This is a genomic window from Aeromonas sp. QDB11 (assembly GCF_027705265.1).
GTDB lineage: Bacteria > Pseudomonadota > Gammaproteobacteria > Enterobacterales > Aeromonadaceae > Aeromonas > Aeromonas allosaccharophila.
Genome location: NZ_JAPDBM010000064.1, coordinates 1 through 20604, shown reverse-complemented (window position 1 = coordinate 20604; position 20604 = coordinate 1). Strand labels below are relative to the sequence as shown.

At 61.7% G+C, this 20604-nt stretch carries 19 protein-coding genes and 2 pseudogenes; all 21 read right to left on the bottom strand.

Annotated features, from left to right (window positions below):
• Positions 1-52 precede the first annotated feature (52 nt).
• Complete coding sequence (chbA, locus tag OKC40_RS18085; protein ID WP_042061963.1) at positions 53-406, bottom strand: PTS N,N'-diacetylchitobiose transporter subunit IIA; 354 nt, start codon at positions 404-406, stop codon at positions 53-55.
• Between the two features lie 49 nt (positions 407-455).
• Positions 456-1838, bottom strand: a complete 1383-nt coding sequence (locus OKC40_RS18080; protein ID WP_270796393.1) for a glycoside hydrolase family 1 protein — start codon at positions 1836-1838, stop codon at positions 456-458.
• Positions 1839-1921: 83 nt separating this feature from the next.
• Positions 1922-3283, bottom strand: a complete 1362-nt coding sequence (chbC, locus tag OKC40_RS18075; RefSeq protein WP_139405815.1) for a PTS N,N'-diacetylchitobiose transporter subunit IIC — start codon at positions 3281-3283, stop codon at positions 1922-1924.
• Positions 3284-3297: 14 nt separating this feature from the next.
• Complete coding sequence (locus OKC40_RS18070; protein WP_033135185.1) at positions 3298-3615, bottom strand: PTS sugar transporter subunit IIB; 318 nt, start codon at positions 3613-3615, stop codon at positions 3298-3300.
• Positions 3616-4244: 629 nt separating this feature from the next.
• Positions 4245-5012 carry a GspN family type II secretion system protein ExeN gene (exeN, locus tag OKC40_RS18065; RefSeq protein WP_139405817.1) on the bottom strand — a complete coding sequence of 256 codons (768 nt, stop codon included), beginning with the start codon at positions 5010-5012 and terminating at the stop codon, positions 4245-4247.
• 97 nt (positions 5013-5109) lie between these two features.
• Entirely contained in the window at positions 5110-5601 is a 492-nt protein-coding gene (gene exeM, locus OKC40_RS18060) for a GspM family type II secretion system protein ExeM (protein ID WP_113738883.1), read from the bottom strand.
• On the bottom strand, positions 5598-6782 hold the full coding sequence (gene exeL / locus OKC40_RS18055; RefSeq protein ID WP_270796386.1) for a GspL family type II secretion system protein ExeL: 1185 nt from the start codon (positions 6780-6782) through the stop codon (positions 5598-5600). Before exeL ends, exeM begins: the two co-directional genes overlap by 4 nt.
• Positions 6783-6904: 122 nt before the next feature.
• The gene (exeK, locus tag OKC40_RS18050) at positions 6905-7906 is read right to left on the bottom strand and encodes a GspK family T2SS minor pseudopilin variant ExeK (RefSeq protein ID WP_270796384.1); all 1002 of its coding nucleotides are present in this window, start codon (positions 7904-7906) and stop codon (positions 6905-6907) included.
• Between the two features lie 112 nt (positions 7907-8018).
• Positions 8019-8651: pseudogene (gene gspJ / locus OKC40_RS18045) on the bottom strand (type II secretion system minor pseudopilin GspJ); the annotation flags it as partial.
• Positions 8652-8737: 86 nt separating this feature from the next.
• Entirely contained in the window at positions 8738-9097 is a 360-nt protein-coding gene (gene exeI, locus OKC40_RS18040) for a GspI family T2SS minor pseudopilin variant ExeI (protein WP_270796381.1), read from the bottom strand.
• A gap of 82 nt (positions 9098-9179) precedes the next feature.
• A complete protein-coding gene (gene exeH, locus OKC40_RS18035) occupies positions 9180-9740 on the bottom strand; it encodes a GspH family T2SS minor pseudopilin variant ExeH (RefSeq protein WP_270796380.1) in 561 nt (186 codons plus the stop codon).
• Positions 9737-9856 (bottom strand): prepilin-type N-terminal cleavage/methylation domain-containing protein, encoded by a 120-nt coding sequence (locus OKC40_RS18030; protein ID WP_270796379.1) that lies wholly within the window; start codon positions 9854-9856, stop codon positions 9737-9739. The genes exeH and OKC40_RS18030 overlap by 4 nt, the downstream gene beginning before the upstream one ends.
• A gap of 47 nt (positions 9857-9903) precedes the next feature.
• Positions 9904-10335, bottom strand: a complete 432-nt coding sequence (gene exeG / locus OKC40_RS18025; RefSeq protein ID WP_005338297.1) for a GspG family T2SS major pseudopilin variant ExeG — start codon at positions 10333-10335, stop codon at positions 9904-9906.
• Between the two features lie 97 nt (positions 10336-10432).
• Complete coding sequence (exeF, locus tag OKC40_RS18020; protein ID WP_005338296.1) at positions 10433-11653, bottom strand: GspF family T2SS innner membrane protein variant ExeF; 1221 nt, start codon at positions 11651-11653, stop codon at positions 10433-10435.
• Between the two features lies 1 nt (position 11654).
• Positions 11655-13160, bottom strand: a complete 1506-nt coding sequence (gene exeE / locus OKC40_RS18015) for a GspE family T2SS ATPase variant ExeE (RefSeq protein WP_270796378.1) — start codon at positions 13158-13160, stop codon at positions 11655-11657.
• Complete coding sequence (gene exeD / locus OKC40_RS18010; protein ID WP_270796377.1) at positions 13160-15199, bottom strand: GspD family T2SS secretin variant ExeD; 2040 nt, start codon at positions 15197-15199, stop codon at positions 13160-13162. The genes exeE and exeD overlap by 1 nt, the downstream gene beginning before the upstream one ends.
• A gap of 21 nt (positions 15200-15220) precedes the next feature.
• Positions 15221-16063, bottom strand: a complete 843-nt coding sequence (exeC, locus tag OKC40_RS18005; protein ID WP_333563274.1) for a GspC family type II secretion system variant ExeC — start codon at positions 16061-16063, stop codon at positions 15221-15223.
• A 254-nt stretch (positions 16064-16317) separates the two neighbouring features.
• Positions 16318-17010, bottom strand: coding sequence for a GspB family T2SS assembly factor variant ExeB (exeB, locus tag OKC40_RS18000; RefSeq protein WP_139405837.1), 693 nt, complete (start codon positions 17008-17010; stop codon positions 16318-16320).
• Positions 17010-18578 (bottom strand): ExeA family protein, encoded by a 1569-nt coding sequence (locus tag OKC40_RS17995; protein ID WP_270796370.1) that lies wholly within the window; start codon positions 18576-18578, stop codon positions 17010-17012. Before OKC40_RS17995 ends, exeB begins: the two co-directional genes overlap by 1 nt.
• 290 nt (positions 18579-18868) lie before the next feature.
• Positions 18869-20314, bottom strand: coding sequence for an HD domain-containing phosphohydrolase (locus OKC40_RS17990; protein WP_270796368.1), 1446 nt, complete (start codon positions 20312-20314; stop codon positions 18869-18871).
• Between the two features lie 49 nt (positions 20315-20363).
• Positions 20364-20528 (bottom strand): annotated as a pseudogene (locus OKC40_RS17985) (3-oxoacyl-[acyl-carrier-protein] synthase III C-terminal domain-containing protein); the annotation flags it as partial.
• Between the last annotated feature and the right edge of the window lie 76 nt (positions 20529-20604).

The window sequence follows — 20604 nt, the reverse complement described above, 5'->3', positions numbered from 1 at the left end:
GTCGTTTCCTGATCTGCGGGCCGATGACGGGGCTTCGCGCCCCGTCCGGAGGTTACTTGCTCTGCAGCTTTTCGTGCAGCTCGATCAGCTCGCTGATCAGCTCACGGGCCAGCATGGAGGTCATCAGGTGATCCTGGGCATGGACCAGCACCAGGGTGACCGGGATCTTGCCTTCGCCCTGATCGTCCTCGATCAGCTGGGTCTGCACCAGATGGGCGGCATTGAGCGCCTCGCGGGATTGGGCCATCAGCTGGTGGGCGGCGGCCAGATCCCCCTCCTTGGCCTTTTTCAGCGCGGTGTAGGCGAGACTGCGGGCCTGCCCGGAGTTGATGATGAGCCCCATCACCACCTCTTCCAGATCGTTGCAGGTGGCGGCCTCTTCAGTGATGTTGTCCAGATCGAACATGTGTCGTTCCTTACGTGAATGCGTTGATTGAAACCGTTAGTTGAAGCCGTTAATTGAAACCATGGTTGCGCGCGACCTCGGCAAACCAGTAGCCGCTCTTCTTGATGGTGCGCTGCTGGCTCTCCAGATCGAGGCGAACGAAGCCGTAACGGTTCTTGTAGGCGTTGAGCCAGGACCAGTTGTCGATAAAGGTCCACAGGTGATAGCCGCGGCAGGCGCTGCCCTCTTCCAGGGCAAGATGCAGCCACTCGAGGTGCTCGCGAATGAACTGGATGCGGTAGTCGTCCTCCACCCGTCCCTCGGGACCGATAAAGCGCTCTTCCCCCTCGACCCCCATGCCGTTCTCCGAGATGTAGCAGGGCAGGTTGCCGTAGTTGACCCGCAGGTCGGTGAGGATGTCGTAGATCCCTTTTTCGTAAATCTCCCAGCCGCGGTGGGGGTTCATCTTGCGACCCGGCATCTCGTAGTAGTCGAACAGATCTTCCGGCGTACGCGGAGCACCCTGCCACGCCACCTCTTTGGCCTTGACCCGGCGCGGCTGGTAGTAGTTGATGCCGAGGATATCCACCTTGCCGGCGGCGAGCAGTGCCTTGTCACCCTCTTCGATTTGCGGCAGCAGGTCATACTGCGCCAGCAGAGCGACCAGCTCGGGGTCGTAGCTCCCCTTCATGGCCGGATCGAGGAAGCTCTTGTTGAGCAGCAGATCCGCGATGCGGGAGGCGGCGATATCAGCCGGATCCTGCGAGCGGGGATAGGTCGGGCTCAGGTTGAGGATGATGCCGATCTCGCCATCATGCTGGCAGGCGCGATAGGCCTGCACGGCACCGGCATGGGCCAGCGCGGTGTGGTAGGCGACGGTGGCCGCCCGGCCAAAATCGACCACGCAGGGGTAGTGGTAGTGGCCAAGGTAGCCGCACTCGACCGGCACGATCGGCTCGTTGAAGGTGAACCAGTGCTTGATGCGACCGCCAAACAGGTCGAAACAGCGGGTGGCGTAGCGCACATAGGCGGCCACCACTTCCCGGCTCTCCCAGCCGCCGTGCTCCTGCATGCACATCGGCATGTCGAAGTGATAGAGGTTGATAAGCGGAGTGATCCCCTCGGCCAGCAGCCGATCGAAGACGGCATTGTAGAAGCTGACCGCCTCCTGATTGATCTCGCCAGTGCCGTCCGGGATCAGCCGTGACCAGGAGATGGAGGTACGAAAACTGTTGTGCCCCAGCTGCTTGAGCAGCTTGATGTCGCTCTCGAAGTTGTCATAGAAGGTGGAGGTGTCGGTCGGGCCAACCCCGTTGTGGAAACGCTCGGGCTCGATGGCGAACCAGTAGTCAAAGATATTGGCGGATTTGCCGCCGCGGTTGGCGGCGCCTTCCATCTGCGGGGCCGAGCTGGCGCTGCCCCACCAGAAGTTATCCGGAAAACGATACTGCATGGGTGATTTCTCCAGGCTGGTGGGGGAGGAGGCTTGCTCCTCCCCTGTTGTGATCGAAGCTTTGGTCATCAGAACACGGGGCATCAGAACTTCAGGGCCAGAGCGATATCCTCTTCGCTCTCCTCTTCTTCATCGATGACGTTCTGCGCCTTGTTGGCAATCAGCACGAAGGGGATATACATCATGGTCGCGACCCCCAGGTTGAATATCGCCAGACAGAAGGCGGCCACGCTGCCGTTGGTGTTGAAGAAGGCACCCAGGCCGGTTGGCATGGTCCATGGCGCTATGTTGGTGATGGGCGGGATGATCCCGGCGTAGTAGGCCGCCATGGTGATCCCCATCAGTACCGGGTGCACCAGAATGAAGGGCACCACCAGAATGGGGTTCATGATGACCGGCAAGCCAAACAGGATGGGCTCGTTGATCTGGAACAGGCCTGATGGCAGACCCAGCTTGGCCACCTGACGGTAGTCATCGCGGCGGGAGACCATAAAGATGGCCAGGATAAGGCCAAGGGTGGCACCGGTGCCGCCAAGGAAGACGAAGGAGTCGGTGATCGGCTTGGCCCAGAAGTGGAACTCTTTGCCTGCCGCGATGGCCGCTTCAACCGAGCCGTACTGGTTGTAGAGGGCGACGTTTTCCAGGGCAAACGGGAACAGAATGCCTGATTCCAGCGCGGTGAGCGCCAGCATGCCGTGTACCCCGAAGAACCAGAGGAAGGAGGAGAAGACCACGTAGACCCAGCCGACCAGACCGCTCATATTGGACAGCGGCTTGGCGATGCTGTCCATGATCAGCTGGTGGAAGTTGGTGCCCGCATCGCTCAGCAGATAGGAGATGATCCCCATGATGGAGAGGATGATAAAGCCCGGGATCAGCGCCGAGAAGGAGCGGGAGACCGAGGCCGGTACGCTGTCGGGCAGGGTGATGACCCAGTTGCGACGGACGATAAAGGCGAACATCTCGGCCACGGCGATGCCGATCAGCATGCCGGAGATGATGTTGGCACCGCCCAGCCAGTTGGCGCCAATCGCATAGGATTCACCCACGCTGAACGGCGTGACCGTCATAAAGGCTGCCACCGCCAGCAGACCGGAGGCCAGGGGATCGGTCTTGCGCTCTTCGGCCAGTGCCAGACCGATGAAGAAGGGGGCCATCAGCGACATGATCCCCAGGGTGCCGTTATAGACGTTGCCGCCGATGCTCTTGAGGCCATCCAGGGTGGCGATGGTGGCAGGATCGAGCCGCACACCGATGGAGTAGAAGAAGGATCCTTCGCCAAAGCTCAGGAACACGTTGTTGATCAGTACGAACATGGCCCCGACCAGTGTCAGGGGCATCATCTTGATAAAGCCGTTCTTGATGGCGTTGACATGAGGCTGTTTGCCCAGCTTGACGGCAATGGGCAGTATGACCTTCTCCAACGATGCGATGATGTTGCTCACAGGGATCTCCTTACCTATGCGAGGCTCTTCTTGATGGAGGCGACGGCGGCTTTCAGCACGCCCAGCCCGTCGACCTTGCCGTAGAGCAGGGTGTCGATCACCTCGACCGGCTTGCCCGGCAGCTGCTGCTGGATCTCCGGCAGCATGTAGGCGATTTGCGGGCCCAACAGCACCAGATCGGCATCCTGTCCCTTCTCGCCGGCCAGGGTCTCCGGATAGGCATCGATCAGCACCGGCACATCATATTTTTCCGCCTGCGCCTTCATCTTTGAAACCAGCAGTGAAGTGGACATCCCGGCAGAGCAAAACAGGTAGATACGCTTCTTTTCCATAACCCTTCCCTCAACGCTTGAAAACCAAATGAACAGATCGGTCGAGATGCGTGTCTGTCGTGCTAGCAAGACAAATCAATCATCTCCAGTTGACCTCATTGTATCTACCCATGGGTTTCATCAGGTATTTCGATATTTATATCAATAGTCTTTGGTTGACCATGGCTTTTGCCGTTGCTCACATTTTTGATGGGCAGGCGCAGCGGAAATGAGATGGGATGGCGCGCAAGGAGGATGTTTTTCTTGAATTAATCTTTATTTTTCAGCTGGTTATTTTTATGGCCTTAAAGATTGCTGCAAGTTGGCTGAAAAAGATCAATAACGGGTGGTAGCTCACATTTCACAAGAAATGCAACCTGATTGATATTCATAATGACGGGGATGAGCTGCCGCGTTTCTCGACATGGTGCGCGCTCATTGACCATTGACGACAATTGGATTGACGAGAGAGGCGGGCTTTTTCCGCACTGAGCGGGTTGAAGGAGAGGGTGAACAGGCACCTTGTAGAGGTTATTGCGCTAAGTGAGTGCTGAATGAGTGAGGGCTGAGGGAGTCAGTGTAGTGAGAGGAGAGGGCACCAAGGGGGAAAAACCGACCCCGGAGTGGCTCCGGGGTCGACGGGATGGGAGTTAAATCCGCCCCTGATAGCGTAGGGGGAAGCGGCCCTGACTGTCGGGCTGGCCGAGGAAGGGGAGCCCTTGCTGCATCTGCGGCGGCAGTTCGGGGCCCGGCTTCAGGGTGCCCTGGAACAGGTACTGGCCATTGGGTTGCAGTTCGAGGCGACCCATGGTCTGTACCGCATCTGAGCCCTGCTTGAGTTCGGCCACCAGTTTGGAGTCGAGGCAGGTGAGCTTCAGCTCGGGGTCGGCCAGATCCAGCTTGCCTGCCGGGGTGTCGGCGCTGGCGTTGTACCAGTCGAGGTTGCCGTAGAGGTTGTCACACCAGGGGTTGCCCTGGGCAAATTGCTCCACCTTGAGCTGCAGCTGGCCGGTGACGGTGATCGGGATCGGCAGGCGCATCGGCACCCGGCTCAGCAACCAGGGGGCGGGGGCGTTGAGGGTCAGATCCCGGCCGAAGGCGGCGCCATTCCAGCCGACAACGCCCTGACCATTGAGCCCGTTGCGATCGCCAAAGCGAATGGCCACTTCGGGGGCGAAGCGCAGCAGCGACCAGCCGTTGAGATCCCAGCGCAGCTGGCTCACCGATTCGCTGGCATATTGCAGCCGGGCGATCTGGCCGTTCCAGAGCGTGCCGCTCACCCCTTCCAGTTTCAGCAGATTGGTGACGTTGGCAGGCAGCGGCAGATAGCGTGCCACCAGCGCCGCAGGCAGGGTGGCCAACAGGAAGACCAGATAGGCGGCCAGAAACAGGCTGGCAATCAGGATGCGTTTTTTCATAGGAAACGACTCAACTGCAAGAGAGAAACCCGGCCCGGCGCACTGGCTACATGACGGTGAGAGAGCAGCAACCGGCGGGGAGTGACGATGGGATGTTTCATTGAGGGCGACTCAACTGCAAACGTCTGACCTTGACCAGACCCGGGGCCAGATCCTCGCGGGCGATCTCGATGATTTGCACCTGAATGCCGTGCTGCTCCACCAGGGTGGAGAGCCAGAGCAGCAAGTCATCGAACTGGACCGTGTCGATCCACACTTGCAGCTCCTGCGCCTGGGGTTGCAGCCGGGCAATCTTGATCTTGTGGTTGAAGGCGGTGCGGTTAACCACCCCTTCCAGGGTGCCGCTGGTGTCGATCTGGCGACCCGAGCCACCCTGCATGGCCAGCACCTCTTCGCCTTTCTCCTTGAGCCAGGCGAGGGTCTGCTGCTGGTTCTGTACCTGCCGCTCCCGCTCTGCGATGCGGTTGGCGATGGGCTGCCAGACGCTCCAGTAGAAGAGACCGACCAGCAGCAGGGCGCCACCCGCGACCACCAGCCGCTGTTCCCGTGCGGTGATGCCGTGCCACCAGCTCTGCAATTTTTCCATCATGATGATTTACCCTTGAGCACCAGTGCGCCCTCTACCTTGCCCTCGGTGCTGCGCACCTCGCCTTGCTGTACCTCGAATTGCTTGCCGGCCAGCTCACGGAACCGCTCGATCTCGGCAAAGCCGGGGGCGGTCACCTGCAGCCGCAGCTCGCGGCGACTGGCATCAAAGCGCATCACCTGTGGCTTGAGGCCGGGTATTTCGGCAAAGGTGGGGGCCAGCTCGGTGAGCATCAGCAGCACCCCGTTTTGCGGGGCTTGTCCCATCTGTTGCAGGTGCTGGGTCATCTGGCTGCGCACGTTCACGATGCGGCTCTCGCCCGGGAAGATGCGGGTATAGACGGCACGGATCTCCGCTTTCAGCGCCTTGTCCTGCTCGGTGAGCTGATAGAGCTGCACCCCGCGCTGGCCGAGGGCCACCAGCAGCAACAGACCCGCGGTGATGGCCACCTTGCGCCACTGCAACCAGTAGCGGGCATATTCGGTCTGGGGCCGGTAGGGGCCGGTCAGCAGGTTGGCCCGGCAGGTGAGGGCCCCCTTGGCCAGCAGCAGCATGGGTAGCTCGGGCTCCGCCGCCTGCCAGTTGGCGGCGGCAATAGCGGGCACCGGGGTGTGGCTGTGAATGGTGACCGGCTCGGCTTCAGTTGCCAGCAACATGGCCAGCAGCGGTTCGTCGGCGACGATCCCCTGACAGGGGCCCTGGCGCACCAGCCACTCGCTGCCGAGTTGCAGGGCAGACCAGCCATCCACGGCCTGTGGCAGCGCCAGCACATCGGGCAGCAGTTGCAGGCTCTTGAGGCCAGCGGCATCGAGCCAGCCGAGCCACTCGCCCATCTTCTGCCGATCCACCGCCATCAGGTCGACTTGTTGACCTTCATGAGCCAGCACCACCAGATGGAGCTCATCCACATCGGAGGCGATCTGCTCCTCCAGCAGGTAGGGGAGGGCCGCCGCCGACTGGCGGTTGTAGCGACCCGGCAGGGTGACGCGCCGGAAGATCAGATCGCTGCCCGGCACCAGCGTGACCACGGGGCGGCCACCGGCCCGCTCCTGCAGCTCGCCCAAGGCATCGGCCGAGGGCAGGGTGCCGGAGGCGATGATCTCCTGCTCCTGACCGGACCAGACCAGCCAGGCCACGGGTTGTTGTTTATTGGTCCCCAGTCGGATGACCAGACTTTCGCTCACGCATCTCTCTCCTGCGATACCGGTTTGTGCAGGGCGTTGTACGCCTTGGCAACCGGTGCGCAGCCCGCAGGCTGCAGCCAACATCTCTCGTACCCGCGGGCGAGGGCCCGCAGATGCGCTGTTTATTCGGCGCCGCTACTGAGGCGGCGCAGCATGACCAGTTTATTGTCCTTGCCCCGCTGGAACAGGGTCTCGAGCCAGGCCCGGTTATCGCCCACTTCCGCCACCATACGGGCTTCGAAGAAGTCGCTTTTCACCACCAGCGCCTCTTTCAATCCTTTGACCGTATCGGGCGGGGCGAGCAAGTCCGTCATCAGCTTGCTCTCTTTCCACCCCTTTTGTGGTCGCTCGTTCAATACCCGTTTGGCATCATCCAGCCCTATTTTGCCCAGATAGAGGGCGACCAGCAGCTCGGGGCGTTCGGGCGCCAGAGTATTGATATTGATCTTCAACTTGTCGTTGGGCAGGGAGCAGACGTAGGGGGCCAGTCTGGCATAGACCCTGGCCGTCACCCCGCGCACTGCCCGCAGCTCATCCTTGCCCAGCATCCACTGATTGGCGGTGAGGTAGGGTGGCTTGAGCCCCTCGTAATAGGCGTCCTCTGCGCCAAGGCTGGAGACCAGCACCGTATCCTTGTCGGTCCAGTCACGGATGGCATCGGTGAGCTGGGCCGCCTCGTAATCATCCATCGCCAGCTGCTTGAGCAGTTCGCGAAACACCTGCACCGGATAGGGTTGCTGTTCCAGCTCCTCGCCGCTCCCCGCCTTGGAGGCCACGCTCAGGCTGTTGAGGTTGAAGCAGGATTGCAGGTCGGTCACCTCGCCCTTGAGCTGGCCATCGTCCACCGGAAACACCGTGTTCTTGCGGGCCCAGTTCTGGCTGAGGTTGACCACCTCGGGGTTGTCCTTGAAATCCTGTGTCAGCACCTTGCTCACCAGCGCTTCCGCCGAGAGGGCATACCACCATGCCTGTTTGCCGGTGGTGATGTTGGCGGTGCGGCGCAGCTCAAGCTGCAGGCGGCCGCTCATATTGCTGGCGATGATCACCATTACCGAGAGGATCAGCAGCACCACCAGCAGCGCCATGCCGCGCTGGCGATCGGGAGCGGCGAGATTAGCCCGCATTGGCGCCCCCGCCGTTCTGGCTGTCACCATTACCGCCGTTGGTATTGTTGTTGCCGCCGTTGTTCCCGTTATTGCTGTCGCTGCCACCCCCTTGGTCGGGGTTGCTGCTCTGGCTGTTCTCTTCGGCGCGCTGGCCTCCGGCACCAATCAGGAACTGACGGCGAATGGTGCCGTAATCTTCCAGATCCAGCTCTACCGCCAGCCCGTGGGGCAGCACGCTGCGCTGGGTCCACTCCTCCTTCCAGTTGCCCTTGTCGAAGAAATAGAGGCGAAACGCCGTGACCCCTGCCAGCACCGGCTGGATGCGCGGCTCGGTGCCGATCACCGGATCCGGATAGAGGTAGCTCAGGCGCTCCAGCTTCTGATCCTTGAGGCGCCAGCCGACCCGCTGCAGATGGGAGCGGGGCAGCATGCCGTCCGGGTTGAGCCAGCCGCTGCGCATAAAGGCGATGCCCCAGTCATCGCTCTGCTGGCCGAAACGGGAGGCCGCCAGCAGCACCTTGTTGTTCTCCCCCTCGATGCGACCGCTGCGCGGCACCATCTGGGTGATGTCTCGCTCCAGCAGGGTGAAGGCGAGCTGCAGTTCGTTGAGGCGGGCCTCCTTGCGCTTGGCCACCTCGTCGCTGGTGAGCACCCCCTGCAGCACCTGATAGGCGCCCATGCTGAGGCTGGCGAAAATAGCGATCGCCACCAGCATCTCCAGTAGGGTAAAACCGCGCTGACGAGCTGGCCGAGCATGCGGCAAGCGAATTGACGATCGCTCTCTCGGCGTCTCGAGCAGGGTGAAACCGGCGTGGCGGGCGGGGCGAGGCGTGCGGGCGGAGAGCTGGGTCATCGGCTGATATAGGTCCGCATCATGGCGACCGGGTTCTCGGCCTTGGCCTCGGTGCGCACTTCCATATCGAGCGCCCGGAAGTTGTTGTCGGCGGTGGCGACACCGCGATAGCGCCAGTACCAGGTGCTGCCCGCCATCTGCTCATTCCCTTCCATCCAGCTGTCGCCGGGCCACTTGTTCTCGAGCTTCTGTTGCACCAGCTGGTTCTCCACCACCCAGGTGGCCAGGGTCTTCTGCTCCAGATAGTTGAGGGCCGAGAGGTGTTCGCTAGCGGTTTTCATTACCGCAAGTCCGGCGATGGCAAAGACCGCCAGCGCCACCATGACTTCGAGCAAGGTCATCCCACGGACGTTCATCGCGTCACCCGTTGAACGTGTTGTTGGCACAGCGGTTGCGCCACCATCACACCTTTCTCAAACAAGGTCATGCCGCGGGCGTTCATTGGCTCACCTCTTCATCTTCATCGCCGGTAAGCAGGGTGAGGCGGCCGAACTCGTCCCCCTTGACGATGCGGATGTAGCGGGCATCGTCATCCTGCTGGGTGAAGGTGAGCACGAACGGGCTCAGCTCGCCGCCCGGGAAGATAAGCAACTGTGGCGTGCGCTCCTTCTCGTCGCGCTTCTGTTCGGTTTTCTCGTCGGGATCGGGCTGCCAGCCAAAGCCTTCCAGCTCCAGTGCCAGCGTCATGTTCTCGGCCAGTTGCACCGGCCCCAGCTGCTTGTCGCCAGTCAGGGCCAGCCACTTGCGATCCTTGGCCTGACGCTGCATAAATTGCCAGCCGTTATCCTCGATGCGAATGCCCACCAGCCGACCATCCATCACCGCATACTCCTGCGCCAGCTGCAGGGTAGCCATCAGGCGGCGCGCCTGCTTGTCCAGCTCCCGATCCCCTCTGGCGCCTCCCATGCTGAGGGTGACGGCGGTAGCCACCAGCCCCATCAGCATGGCGACCAGCAACACTTCCAGCAGAGTAAAACCGGCTTGGCGACTCTGTTTCATGGCGCCAGCCTCAACTGCATAGCGGTAGCCTCAAGCCGACCCATCAACATGGCAACGAGCAGCACCTCCAGCAGGGTAAAGCCGGATTGACGACGAGCAAATGGCGCAGCCCTCATTCAGGCTGCTCCAGCAAGGCGGAGTGAATGCGCTGGCGGCACATCACTTATTGGAAATCCTTCAGGTTCCAGTTGCCGATGTCGTCATCGGTACCGGCTTCACCATCCAGACCCATGGAGAAGATGTCGATCTTGCCGAACTGGCCCGGGCTCAGCAGCTGGTACGGGTTGCCCCAGGGATCTTGCGGCAGGCGCTTGATGTAGCCGCCATCGCGGTAGCTGCGCGGCGCCGGATCGATGGAGGGCTTGGTCACCAGCGCGTCCAGACCCTGTTCGGTGGTCGGGTAGCGGTTGTTGTCCAGCTTGTACATGTCGAGGGCGTTCTCCAGCGCCACGATATCGGAAACCGCTTTCTGCTGGTCAGCCTTCTCCTTGTTGCCCATCAGATTGGGCACCACCAGACTGGCCAGAATGCCGAGGATCACGATGACCACCATGACTTCCAGCAGGGTAAAACCGGATTGACGACGTTTGTTCATGAGTTGCTCCGTAACGAATGAGATGGGATGACCCATCAGAGAGTGATCACTGGGTGGGTTCGACGGGCCGCCAGCGGCGCCACCGAACACCGGAAACTTACATATTCACCATATTGTTCAACTCGAGGATCGGCTGCAGGATCGACATCACGATAAACAGCACCACCCCGGCCATGGAGACCACCAGCATGGGTTCGAACACCCCGAGGGCGATGTTCACCTGGGATTCAAACTCCCGATCCTGGTTGTCTGCCGCCCGCTCCAGCATGCTGTCGAGCTCGCCGCTCTGCTCGCCGGAGGCGATCATGTGCAGCATCATGGGCGGGAAAATCTTGGTCTCGGTCAGCGACTTGCGCAGACTGGTCCCCTCACGTACCCGTTCGGCGGCCTCAAGAATGCGCATTCTGGCAAAGTCGTTGGAGAGCACTTCGCCGGAGATCTTCATCCCCTCCAGCAGCGGTACCGCACTGGCGTTGAGGATGCTTAGAGTTCGGGCAAAACGGGCGGTGTTGAGGCCGCGGCTGACCCGGCCAATCACCGGCAGGCCGAGCAGCACCTGATGCCAGCGTCTGCGGCGCTTTTCATCGGTGAGCCACCAGCGCCAGACAAAGCTGCCAAGGAAGATCAGCAGCAGAAACCAGAGGCCGTAGGCCTGCATCAACTCGCTGGTGCCGATGAGAAAACGGGTGGTGCCCGGCAGCTGCTGGCCCATGTGTTCAAATTGGGCCACCACCTTGGGCACCACGGCGGTGAGCAGGATTGAGATAACCCCGATGGCGACGCAGGTGAGCACGATTGGGTAGATCATCGCCTGCAGCAGCTTGGTGCGCATATGCTGGCGCTGCTCGGTGTAGTCGGCGAGCCGGTTGAGCACCTTCTCCAGATGGCCCGATTTTTCACCGGCCGCCACCATGGAGCGAAACAGCTGGTCGAACACATGAGGGAAGGCCCCCAGCGAGTCGGCCAGCGAATAACCTTCCACCACCTTGCTGCGCACGGTCGCCACCAGAGAGCGCAGGTGCGCTTTTTCGCACTGCTCGGCCACCGCCTTGAGCGCCTCTTCGATGGTGAGACCGGCGCCCACCAGAGTCGCCAGCTGGCGAGTGATCAGGGCCAGCTCGGCAGTGCTGGCGCCGCGACGAAACAGGGCGAAGCGGGTCGCCTCCCGTTTCGCCTTCTCGGTGGTCTCGTTTACCTCGAGGGGGGTGAGCCCCTGTTCGCGCAGCAGCTGGCGTACCTGACGGGCCGAGTCGCCCTCCATCACGCCGCTCTTGCTGCGCCCCTTGTTGTCGAGGGCTTTGTATTCGAATGCCGCCATCTCAATCTTCCCGGGTCACGCGCAGTACCTCTTCGAGGCTGGTCTGCCCCTTGAGGACCTTGTCGATGCCGTCACGGCGGATGCTGGGGGTGTGGCCGCGGATCAGCCGCTCGATGGCGAGCTCGCCGCTGGCACTGTGAATGGCTTCACGCACCGCTTCGTCGATCACCACCAGCTCGTGGATGCCGGTCCGGCCACGGTAGCCGGTGTGGTTGCACTGCTCGCAGCCGACCGGGCGCCACACCTGCTGATCGGGGGCCAGTTCGATGCCCATGGCGAGGCGCTCCTGCTCGGTGATGGGGCGCGGGGCGCGGCAATCGGGGCAGAGGGTGCGCACCAGCCGCTGGGCCAGTACCGCCAACAGAGAGGAGGAGAGCAGGAAGGGTTCGATCCCCATGTCTCGCATCCGGGTGATGGCGCCGATGGCGGTGTTGGTGTGCAGGGTCGACATCACCAGGTGACCAGTGAGGGACGCCTGCACCGCAATCTGGGCGGTTTCAAGGTCACGAATTTCCCCCACCATCACCACATCCGGATCCTGGCGCAGGATGGCGCGCAGGCCGCGGGCGAAGGTCATGTCCACTTTGGTGTTGACCTGGGTCTGGCCCACCCCTTCGAGGTCATATTCGATGGGGTCTTCCACCGTCAGGATGTTGCGATCCCGCGAGTTTATTTCAGACAGCGCCGCATAGAGGGTGGTGGATTTACCGGAACCGGTCGGGCCGGTCACCAGGATGATGCCGTGGGGTTTGCGAATGAGCTCGCTGATGATGGTGCGGTTGGCTTTGGTCATGCCGAGCTGCTTGAGCTCGAGGCGCACGTTGTTCTTGTCGAGCAGACGCAATACCACCCGCTCGCCGTAGCTGGACGGCATGGTGGAGACCCGCACGTCGACGGCGCGGCCGCCAATACGCAAGGAGATACGGCCATCCTGCGGCACCCGCTTCTCGGCGATATCCATCCGCGACATAACCTTGATCCGCGAGACCAAGAGTGAGGCCAGCTTGCGATGAGGACGCAGGATCTCCCGCAGCACCCCATCGATGCGAAAACGGATCACCAGTGCCCGCTCGAAGGTCTCGATATGGATATCGGAGGCCTCCTCCTTGATCGCCTCGCTCAACATGGCGTTGATGAGACGAATGATGGGGGCGTCGTCATCGGCGTCCAGCAGGTCTTCGCTTTGCGGCAGCTCTTCGGCCAGGGCGAAGAAGTCCATCTCATTGCCGAGATCTTCCATCAGCTGGCGCGCCTCGGAGGAGTCGCGCTGATAGTGGGCCATCAGCAGCTCTTCGAAGGCCTCGTTGTCGAGCTGCTCCACCGCGAAGCTGCAACCCGCTACCCGCCGCACTTCCAGCAGGGCCTGCGGGGTGACGCCGGGGCGACACTGCAGTACGGGGGCGCCGTCCCGCTCAATCAGGATCACCCCGAAATTGCGGGCAAAGACAAAGGGGAGCTCGGGCAGTGGTGCAGGCCCGACGCTTCCATCCAGATGGTAGGCACTCATCAGGGTTTACTCTGCACAAACGGAGTGGTGGTCTCGACAGTGCTTTGCTGTCTGCTCTGCATCTCGTTGATCTGCTTCTGGATCTCTTTTTGCAGCTCGGGCGACACCATCACATCCTGACCGTAGGCAGGCAATACCTGACGGGCGGGGGAGGTGAGATACCCCTCCTGCGAGGCGGCATTGAGCTGTTCGGCGCGGAACAGGGTGTATTTGCTGTTGGAGACACCGGTATAGACGTCCGCATCACGCAAGATGGTTGGCCGGATAAAGACCATCAGGTTGCGCTTGGAGGTGGTGTTGGAGGTGGAGCGGAACAGATAGCCCAGCACCGGAATATCGCCAAGCAGCGGCACCTTGGAGACCTGCTCCTTGGTCTGTTCATCCATCAAACCGCCCAGCACCACGGTTTCGCCACTCTTCACCAGCACCGCGTTCTTGACAGTACGGGTGTCGAAGGTGGGGCCAAGGTTGGCAGTACCGGTCGCCTGGGTCTGGGCGACGCTGGAGACCTCCTGCTCGATATTGAGCAGCACGGAATCCCCTTCGTTGATCTGCGGGGTGACCACCAGCTTGGTGCCCACCGTCTTGCGCTCTATGGTGTTGAACACCTGATCGCTGGTGGTGGAGGTCTGTGAGCCGCTCTGGACCGGGACCTCCTGACCGACGTTGAAGGAGGCCTCCTTGTTGTCCATGGTGACGATACTCGGGGTGGAGAGAATATCGTTCTTGGTGTTGGAGGCCAGCGCCGTGGCCAGCATGGCCCAGTCGCCATGATAGAAACCGGCGGCCATGCCGTTGAACTCTTTCAGCAGATTGGCCGCGGTGTCGGTCTTGCCGTTCTGATAATCCTTGCCGGCGGCGATGGCGCCACCGATGGGCAGACCGGAGTTGGTGAACTGGGTGCCGCCGCCGTTGGCATTGCCCCACTGGACGCCAAGGCTGAGGCCGTCACCGTCCATCATTTCGACGATGATCGCTTCTACCAGCACCTGGGCGCGGCGGATATCGAGCTTGGCCACCACCTGCTCCAGTTCGGACATCACGTCCGGCTGGGCGGTGATGACCAGCGCATTGGTGGTCTCGTCGGCGGAGATGGCCAGCTTGCCACCGCCGATGCTGGCACCCCCTGTGGTTGCGCCGCCGCCCTTCTTGTCGGCCTCGATGCTGGAGCTGACCCCCTTGAGCACCTCGACCATGTCTTTGGCCTTGCCATATTTGAGGTAGAAGACCCGGGTATTGCCCTGGCTCTGCAGGTCGCGGTCGAGCTGGCGCACCATCTGGATGATGCGGGCGCGCGCTTTGGGCTCACCACTCACCACCACCGAGTTGGTGCGCTCGTCGGCCACCACCTTGGGGGAGAGCAGCAGGGAGGCGGTGCCGCCCTGCGGGTTGCCATCCTTGTTGAGGTTGGTCACCAGCCGCACCATTTCGCCTGCCGAGGCGAACTTGAGCTTGATGATGTCCACATCCTGATCGCCGGCGCGGTCGACCCGGTTCACCACCTCCACCAGCCGGTTCACCACAGCGGCGCGGCCGGTGATCAGCAGCACGTTGGAGGGCTCGTAGTGCACCACGTTGCCACCACCGGCGTTGTCGTTGAGCTGGCGCAGCAGGGGGGCCAGTTCACGGACCGAGACGTTGCGCACCGGTACGACCCGGGTCACCATCTCGTCGCCCATGCCCGGGTTGCTGCCATCCACCACCGGAATGGCCGAGGTCTTGGCATCCCGCGAGCGCAACACCTTGAGCACCCCGTTGTCCATCGGCACCACGGCAAAACCGTAGACATCGAGCACGCTCAGGAAGAACTGGTAGTACTGATCTTCATTGAGCAGGTCGTAGCTGCGCACGTTGATCTTGCCGCGCACCGATGGCTCTATGATGATGGTTTTATTGAGGTTCTTGCCCACCGTATTGATGAACTCTTCAATGTCGGCGTTCTTGAAACTGGCTGAATATTCGGTGGCCCAGGCTGAGCCCGCCATCATCAGTGCCGCTGCGACAGTGGCCAGACGCCAGCCTTTCCCTTTAGTGGTCATTATTGGTACGACTCCAAATCATTATTCTGACAAGCGCACATAGATGTCGAACTGTTCGCCCTGTCGCTCGACGGTCACTGTCATTTCCGTTGCGCCAGCCATCTGCTGCATCGCCTGCATGGCTTGCATGTTGTCCCGTAAGTCCAGCCCGTTGATGCTGATGGCCAGGTCATTAGCCTGCAGCCCGCTCTGGTTGAAAAACTCAGGATTGCTGCCCGGGTTGAGGCGATAGCCGGTCATGCGGCCATCCACCTGAACCGGTGAAATATTGAGGTAATCGGTGATCTTGCCCGGATCGGCCATCAGCTCGCTGCGCAGGGAGCCAAGAGGGGCGGCGTTGCCAGTCTGCGGCAGCGGCTTGCCATACTCCTCGCCATCCAGCATCAGGGTCTCGTCGCGGCCATCCCGCTCGATGATCACCCGATCCGGATAGACCTGCCGGATCCGCGCCTGGGTGCCGTCAATCATGTCACCGACCCCATAGGAGTTCTGAATGCCGGACATGGCGATGATGGCGATGGATTTGGCGGGATCTGAGCTGGCCAACACCCCGTTGAGCTGGGCATTGAGCTGGGTACGCGGCGCATTGGCAGCCACGGCGGCTTTGGCCTGTGCCTTGGGGGTCGCCTTGCCAAACAGCGCCAGTCGGCTCACCTCACCCAGTTCGAGGCGCGGGTTGCTTTGGCTGTTGGCCGCCACGGCGGACGGTTGCCACGGCTCGCTGGTTGGCGGGCTTGCCAGCGTGAGCAGACGCCAGGTGAGGGCGGCGCTCTGCTGCGCCAGCATGATCAGCAGCGCCAGAAAGAGCACCTGAGTCACTCTGGTCATGGGTAGCCGCCGGCACTGGGCCAGCAGCGTGGTCAAAATGTCATCCCTGAATCGTAATGTCATATTAATCAACAAATTCCAGGTTCTGGTGCGGCTGCGTATTGTGTACGGCGGTTTGCCGCGATACAACGGCTCCGGGCATTCCAATGCGCAAAAATGCATATTTCATCACATCTGGACTGAATGAGTGCTGACAAAAGTAGCAACCCTCAGGCGCGGTACTGGTCATAACCGCACTGTGTGGTGATTGTTTATGCGGCATCCGACAGGGCTGCCTTGCCGGTGATGGCTCACGGGGTCCAATCCTGCAATGCCTTGAGGGCCACACTCTGCCCGGCGACCTGCAGCACGAGAGATTGCTGCTCGATGCTGGTGAGCACGACCCCCGGGGCGATTTCGCTACCCTCCCGGTATTCGCGGCCATTGAGCACCACGACCCGCTTGGCGGGGTTGGAGGAGAAAACATGAGAACCGTAGCTCAGCTGCGGCACCTGCTGGCGCACCGACTGGGGCGCCGAGGCCAGTGCCATCACCCGGGCCGGTTGCACGTTCTGGTTGGCGGTGTTCGGCGTCTCCTGCAATGGCGTTTCATTGAGTGCCCGCATCAGCTGCTCGGCCAGACTCAGAGCGGGGGGATTCCCCTGGCTGGCCGCCTCGTTTCTGGCCACCGCTCTGGGTTGTACCACCGGCTCCGGCAGCGGTGGGGGCAGCGGACGGGTCACCATCGCCCTGGGTTCGACCCGCACGAAGGGCGGAGTGATCACCTCTTTTACTTCCACCTTCTCCTCGATGGGGCGCAGGTGGATCAGGTGCCAGCCATAGTTGGCGCCTGCACCCAGCAGCAGGGCAAGGGGGGCCAGCAGCCAACCGATGCGACGGGGGCTGCGCTCCTCTTCCCGGGGCATGGGCAAGCCCATGGCCGGGATATGGGCGCTCTGTTGCGGTTGCTGCGCTCGGTGCAGCGCTTTTAGCAGGGTAGACATCAGGAGGCCTCCTCCAGTCTGGGCATGGGTTCACCGGAGAGGGCGTTGAGACGCAGCAGGGTGTTGCTGCCAGCGATGCCATCAGGGGTCAGCCCCTGGTCTTGCTGGAACTGGCGCAGCTTGTGTTTGAGCTGGTCATCGAAACGGCGCACCTTGCGCTCGGGTTGTTGCAGCGCACGGCTCAGGGCGTTGTCGAGCCACTGGATCTGGGTCTGACCGGCATTGCTGGCGATCAGGCTGACACCCCCCTTCGGCATGCGCCAGAGCAGGGTGTAGCTGCCGCCCCAGTTGTCGCTGAGCCACTGACGATCCACCTGCCAGCTCTGGTCGCCGATCATCAGGCTGGCCTTGCCCGGCCCCAGATTGACCAGGGTCGCGTAGTAGAGGCCGCCGGTGTCGTCGGTCAGGGTGATCATGGCGGGATGCTGCAGGGCGCGCAGCTCGTCGAGGCTCGCCTCTCCCTCCTGACAGCGCAGTCCGGCGCGGGGCGCGTTGTCACAGGTTGCTTCGAACGGTTCGGCCTCGTAGCCCCATACCTTGTAGAGATTCTGCATGGCGCTGTCGGGGTCGAGGGCCTGATTGATCGCCTCGGTCAGTTGCTCTTTATGTTCGTCGGTTTCGTCGATGGTGACCGGCACCTCGACCTTGACCACCGGGCGGGTGGGGAACACGCCGAAAAATTGCCAGCCCCACCAGCCAGCAGCCACCAGCAGGGCGCCTGCCAGCGTCACCACCAGACCGGAGACCCAGCTCCCCTCGTCACGAACGCCATTGACCTCGAAGGCGGCCTGGCTGATATCGCCGTGGACCACCTTGTAGCTGCCACGGGCGAAGGCGGCGATCAGGGCGCGGTCGCAAATGAGGTTGATGAAACGGGGGATGCCGCCGCTCAGGCGATGGAGCGTTTTGATGGCGCGAGGGGTAAAGATGGGTTGCACGCAGCCTGCGACCTGCAGCCGGAAACGAACGTAGGCATCCACATCGCTGTGGGAGAGCGGCTGCAGGTGATAGCGGGCGGTAATGCGTTGGGCCAGCTGACGCAGCAGCGGTTGGCGCAGCATCTGTTGCAGCTCGGGCTGACCGATCAGCACCACTTGCAGCAGTTTTCGTTCGTCGGTTTCGAGGTTGGTGAGCAGACGCAACTGCTCCAGTACGCCGGGCAGCAGGTGCTGCGCCTCATCCACCAGTACCACGCTGCGCTTGCCTGCCGCCAGGTTGGCCAGCAGGTGATCGCGAATAAGGTCGAACAGCCGCTTGATCCCGGCATCTTCGGGATAGGGGAGTTGAAACTCGTCGCAGATGGCGGCCAGCAGATCCCGTTCGGTCAGGGAGGGGTTGAGGATGTAGGCGATCTCGGTCTCGGCGGGCAGCTGTTGCAGCAGGCAGCGGGAGACGGTGGTCTTGCCGGTGCCCACTTCGCCGGTCAGCAGCACAAAGCCGCCGCCATCCTGCAATCCATAGTTGAGATGAGCAAGGGCTTCGCCGTGGCGCTCGCTCATATAGAGGTATTTGGGATTGGGCGAGATGGAAAACGGGTGTTCCGAGAGGCCGAAGAACTGTGTGTACATGAGGGTATTCTTTTGTAGCCGGCGACAGATGAAAAATGTCTCCGGATGATAGCAAACCTCGCTTTCATTGGAAGCCATCATTGGCGCAGGAGGGCAAATTGCGGCCTTTTCCTGCCATCTTGTGATCCCGGTTGCGTCATCGGTACGAACCCGGATCACAAAATGACAAAAAACATCTGTAAATAAAGGGAAATATCAATATCGGCCCGGCGTGGCACATGCCGCTTGCGCGTTTTTTATGACACTTGTGCCCTGTCAGCCATCACGGCAACGGGTCGGGATGCCCCTGCTCAGTGGTGATCCTGAAACTGTGCGGCAATCTCCCTGAACTGCGTCTCGCAGGCGAGAAAAGCCGCGACGATGCCGGGATCAAAATGGCTGCCGCTCCCTTTCACGATGATCTCCTTCGCCTCCTCATGGCTGAAGGCAGGTTTGTAGACCCGCTTCGAGATGAGGGCATCGTAGACATCCGCCACCGCCATCAAGCGCCCGGAGAGAGGAATATCCTCCGCCGCGAGCCCTGCCGGATAGCCGCTGCCATCCCACTTTTCGTGATGGGTGAGGGAGATCTCCCGGGCCAGTCGCTGGAAGGAGTTGGAGCCCAGCTGCGCCTCGGCACTGGCCAGCGCCTCGGCGCCGATCTGCGGGTGGCGCTTCATGATGGCGAACTCCTCGTCGGTCAGCTTGCCCGGTTTGAGCAGGATGGCGTCGGGAATGCCCACCTTGCCGACATCGTGCAGGGGCGCCGACTTGAACAGCAGGTCGATGGTGGCGTCATCGAGCGGGTAGCGATCCCGGTCGTTGCGACTGAGATATTGCGCCAGTGCCTTCACGTAGTGCTGGGTGCGGATGATATGGGCGCCGGTCTCGTTGTCCCGGGTCTCCGCCAGCGAGGCGAGGCCGAGGATGGCCACGTCACGGGTCAGGTTGAGCTCGTCGCTGCGGGATTTCAGCTCGCCGATCATCTGATTGGTGCTGGCGGCAATCAGGCCGAACTCGTCATCCCGGGTGACAGGCACCCGGGCGTCGAAGTCACCGCACTGCACTCTGGCAATGGTGCGGGTCTGCTGGCGCAGGGAGAGGCCGAGATTGCGGCCATAACCGTGGATGATGAGGGCGAGATAGCAGAAGGTCACCGTCATCACGAAGGCGATCTCCCACAGGATGTAGTGCTGGGCATCGGCCCTCGGCAGGCTGCGTTCCACCGTCGCCAGCCACTCCAGATCCTTGTTGAACAGCAAGAAGAAGACGCTCCCCAGCAGGGTGAGGGTCGCCAGGGTAAAGAGAGTGAATTTGCGTGGCAGCGGCATGGCCAGCGGGTGGCTCAGCGCCAGGCTCTGCTCGGCTTGCCGCGCTCTGGCCCGATGCCAGCCCCGCTCCAGGGTCAGATCGGCGGCCACCAGAAAGCCGAGGGTGGTCATCCCCAGCAGCACCTTGAGGTGGCTCTCCAGCGGAAAGTCGTGGGTCAGAGCGTTGTAGCACGAGAGCAGCAGCGCCCCCAGCAGGTAGAAACCGACCTCCAGGCCGAACCCGTTTAGCTCGTTGCGCGGCAGGGGCCGCCTTGAGAGCAGCCAGTTGCGCACGGCGAACATGATGGCGAACGTCACCAGGGTTGGCCCCAGCAACTGGGGCAGGGTGAGACTCTCGAGAAACGGGCAAACCTGCCAGCCATAGAGACAAAATAGTGACAGGGTTACCCCGTAGTGCAGGGCGCAGCGCCCCGTGATCCTCTGCATATTCCCACCCATGTTGCTGGTTATTGTTATGTCGGCGGGAGGCCCGCCATTACAGGCGTCGCAGCAGCAAGCTACCGATGGAGTAGCCAGCACCAAATGAGCAAAGTACGCCGCGGGCCCCCGCAGGAAGGTCGCGATTGTACAGATGAAACGCGATGATGGAACCCGCCGAGCTGGTATTACCATAGCTATCAAGAATGACCGGCGCCTCCTCAGGGCCGACGCATGATCATTCTTTGCGCTAGTTGATCAAGTATCGATCAGTTGAGCGGCGCCAAGTACGATTTTAA

Excerpts from the sequence above, each read along its gene's own strand:
- exeK (WP_270796384.1), bottom strand. The coding sequence starts at position 7,906 with ATGCGGGCTAATCTCGCCGCTCCCGATCGCCAGCGCGGCATGGCGCTG.
- exeN (WP_139405817.1), bottom strand. The coding sequence starts at position 5,012 with ATGAAAAAACGCATCCTGATTGCCAGCCTGTTTCTGGCCGCCTATCTG.
- OKC40_RS18030 (WP_270796379.1), bottom strand. The coding sequence starts at position 9,856 with ATGAGGGCTGCGCCATTTGCTCGTCGTCAATCCGGCTTTACCCTGCTG.
- exeF (WP_005338296.1), bottom strand. The coding sequence starts at position 11,653 with ATGGCGGCATTCGAATACAAAGCCCTCGACAACAAGGGGCGCAGCAAG.
- exeM (WP_113738883.1), bottom strand. The coding sequence starts at position 5,601 with ATGATGGAAAAATTGCAGAGCTGGTGGCACGGCATCACCGCACGGGAA.
- exeB (WP_139405837.1), bottom strand. The coding sequence starts at position 17,010 with ATGTCTACCCTGCTAAAAGCGCTGCACCGAGCGCAGCAACCGCAACAG.
- exeH (WP_270796380.1), bottom strand. The coding sequence starts at position 9,740 with ATGAAACAGAGTCGCCAAGCCGGTTTTACTCTGCTGGAAGTGTTGCTG.
- OKC40_RS17995 (WP_270796370.1), bottom strand. The coding sequence starts at position 18,578 with ATGTACACACAGTTCTTCGGCCTCTCGGAACACCCGTTTTCCATCTCG.
- OKC40_RS17990 (WP_270796368.1), bottom strand. The coding sequence starts at position 20,314 with ATGCAGAGGATCACGGGGCGCTGCGCCCTGCACTACGGGGTAACCCTG.
- OKC40_RS18080 (WP_270796393.1), bottom strand. The coding sequence starts at position 1,838 with ATGCAGTATCGTTTTCCGGATAACTTCTGGTGGGGCAGCGCCAGCTCG.
- chbA (WP_042061963.1), bottom strand. The coding sequence starts at position 406 with ATGTTCGATCTGGACAACATCACTGAAGAGGCCGCCACCTGCAACGAT.
- exeD (WP_270796377.1), bottom strand. The coding sequence starts at position 15,199 with ATGACCACTAAAGGGAAAGGCTGGCGTCTGGCCACTGTCGCAGCGGCA.
- exeG (WP_005338297.1), bottom strand. The coding sequence starts at position 10,335 with ATGAACAAACGTCGTCAATCCGGTTTTACCCTGCTGGAAGTCATGGTG.
- OKC40_RS18070 (WP_033135185.1), bottom strand. The coding sequence starts at position 3,615 with ATGGAAAAGAAGCGTATCTACCTGTTTTGCTCTGCCGGGATGTCCACT.
- exeI (WP_270796381.1), bottom strand. The coding sequence starts at position 9,097 with ATGAACGTCCGTGGGATGACCTTGCTCGAAGTCATGGTGGCGCTGGCG.
- exeE (WP_270796378.1), bottom strand. The coding sequence starts at position 13,160 with ATGAGTGCCTACCATCTGGATGGAAGCGTCGGGCCTGCACCACTGCCC.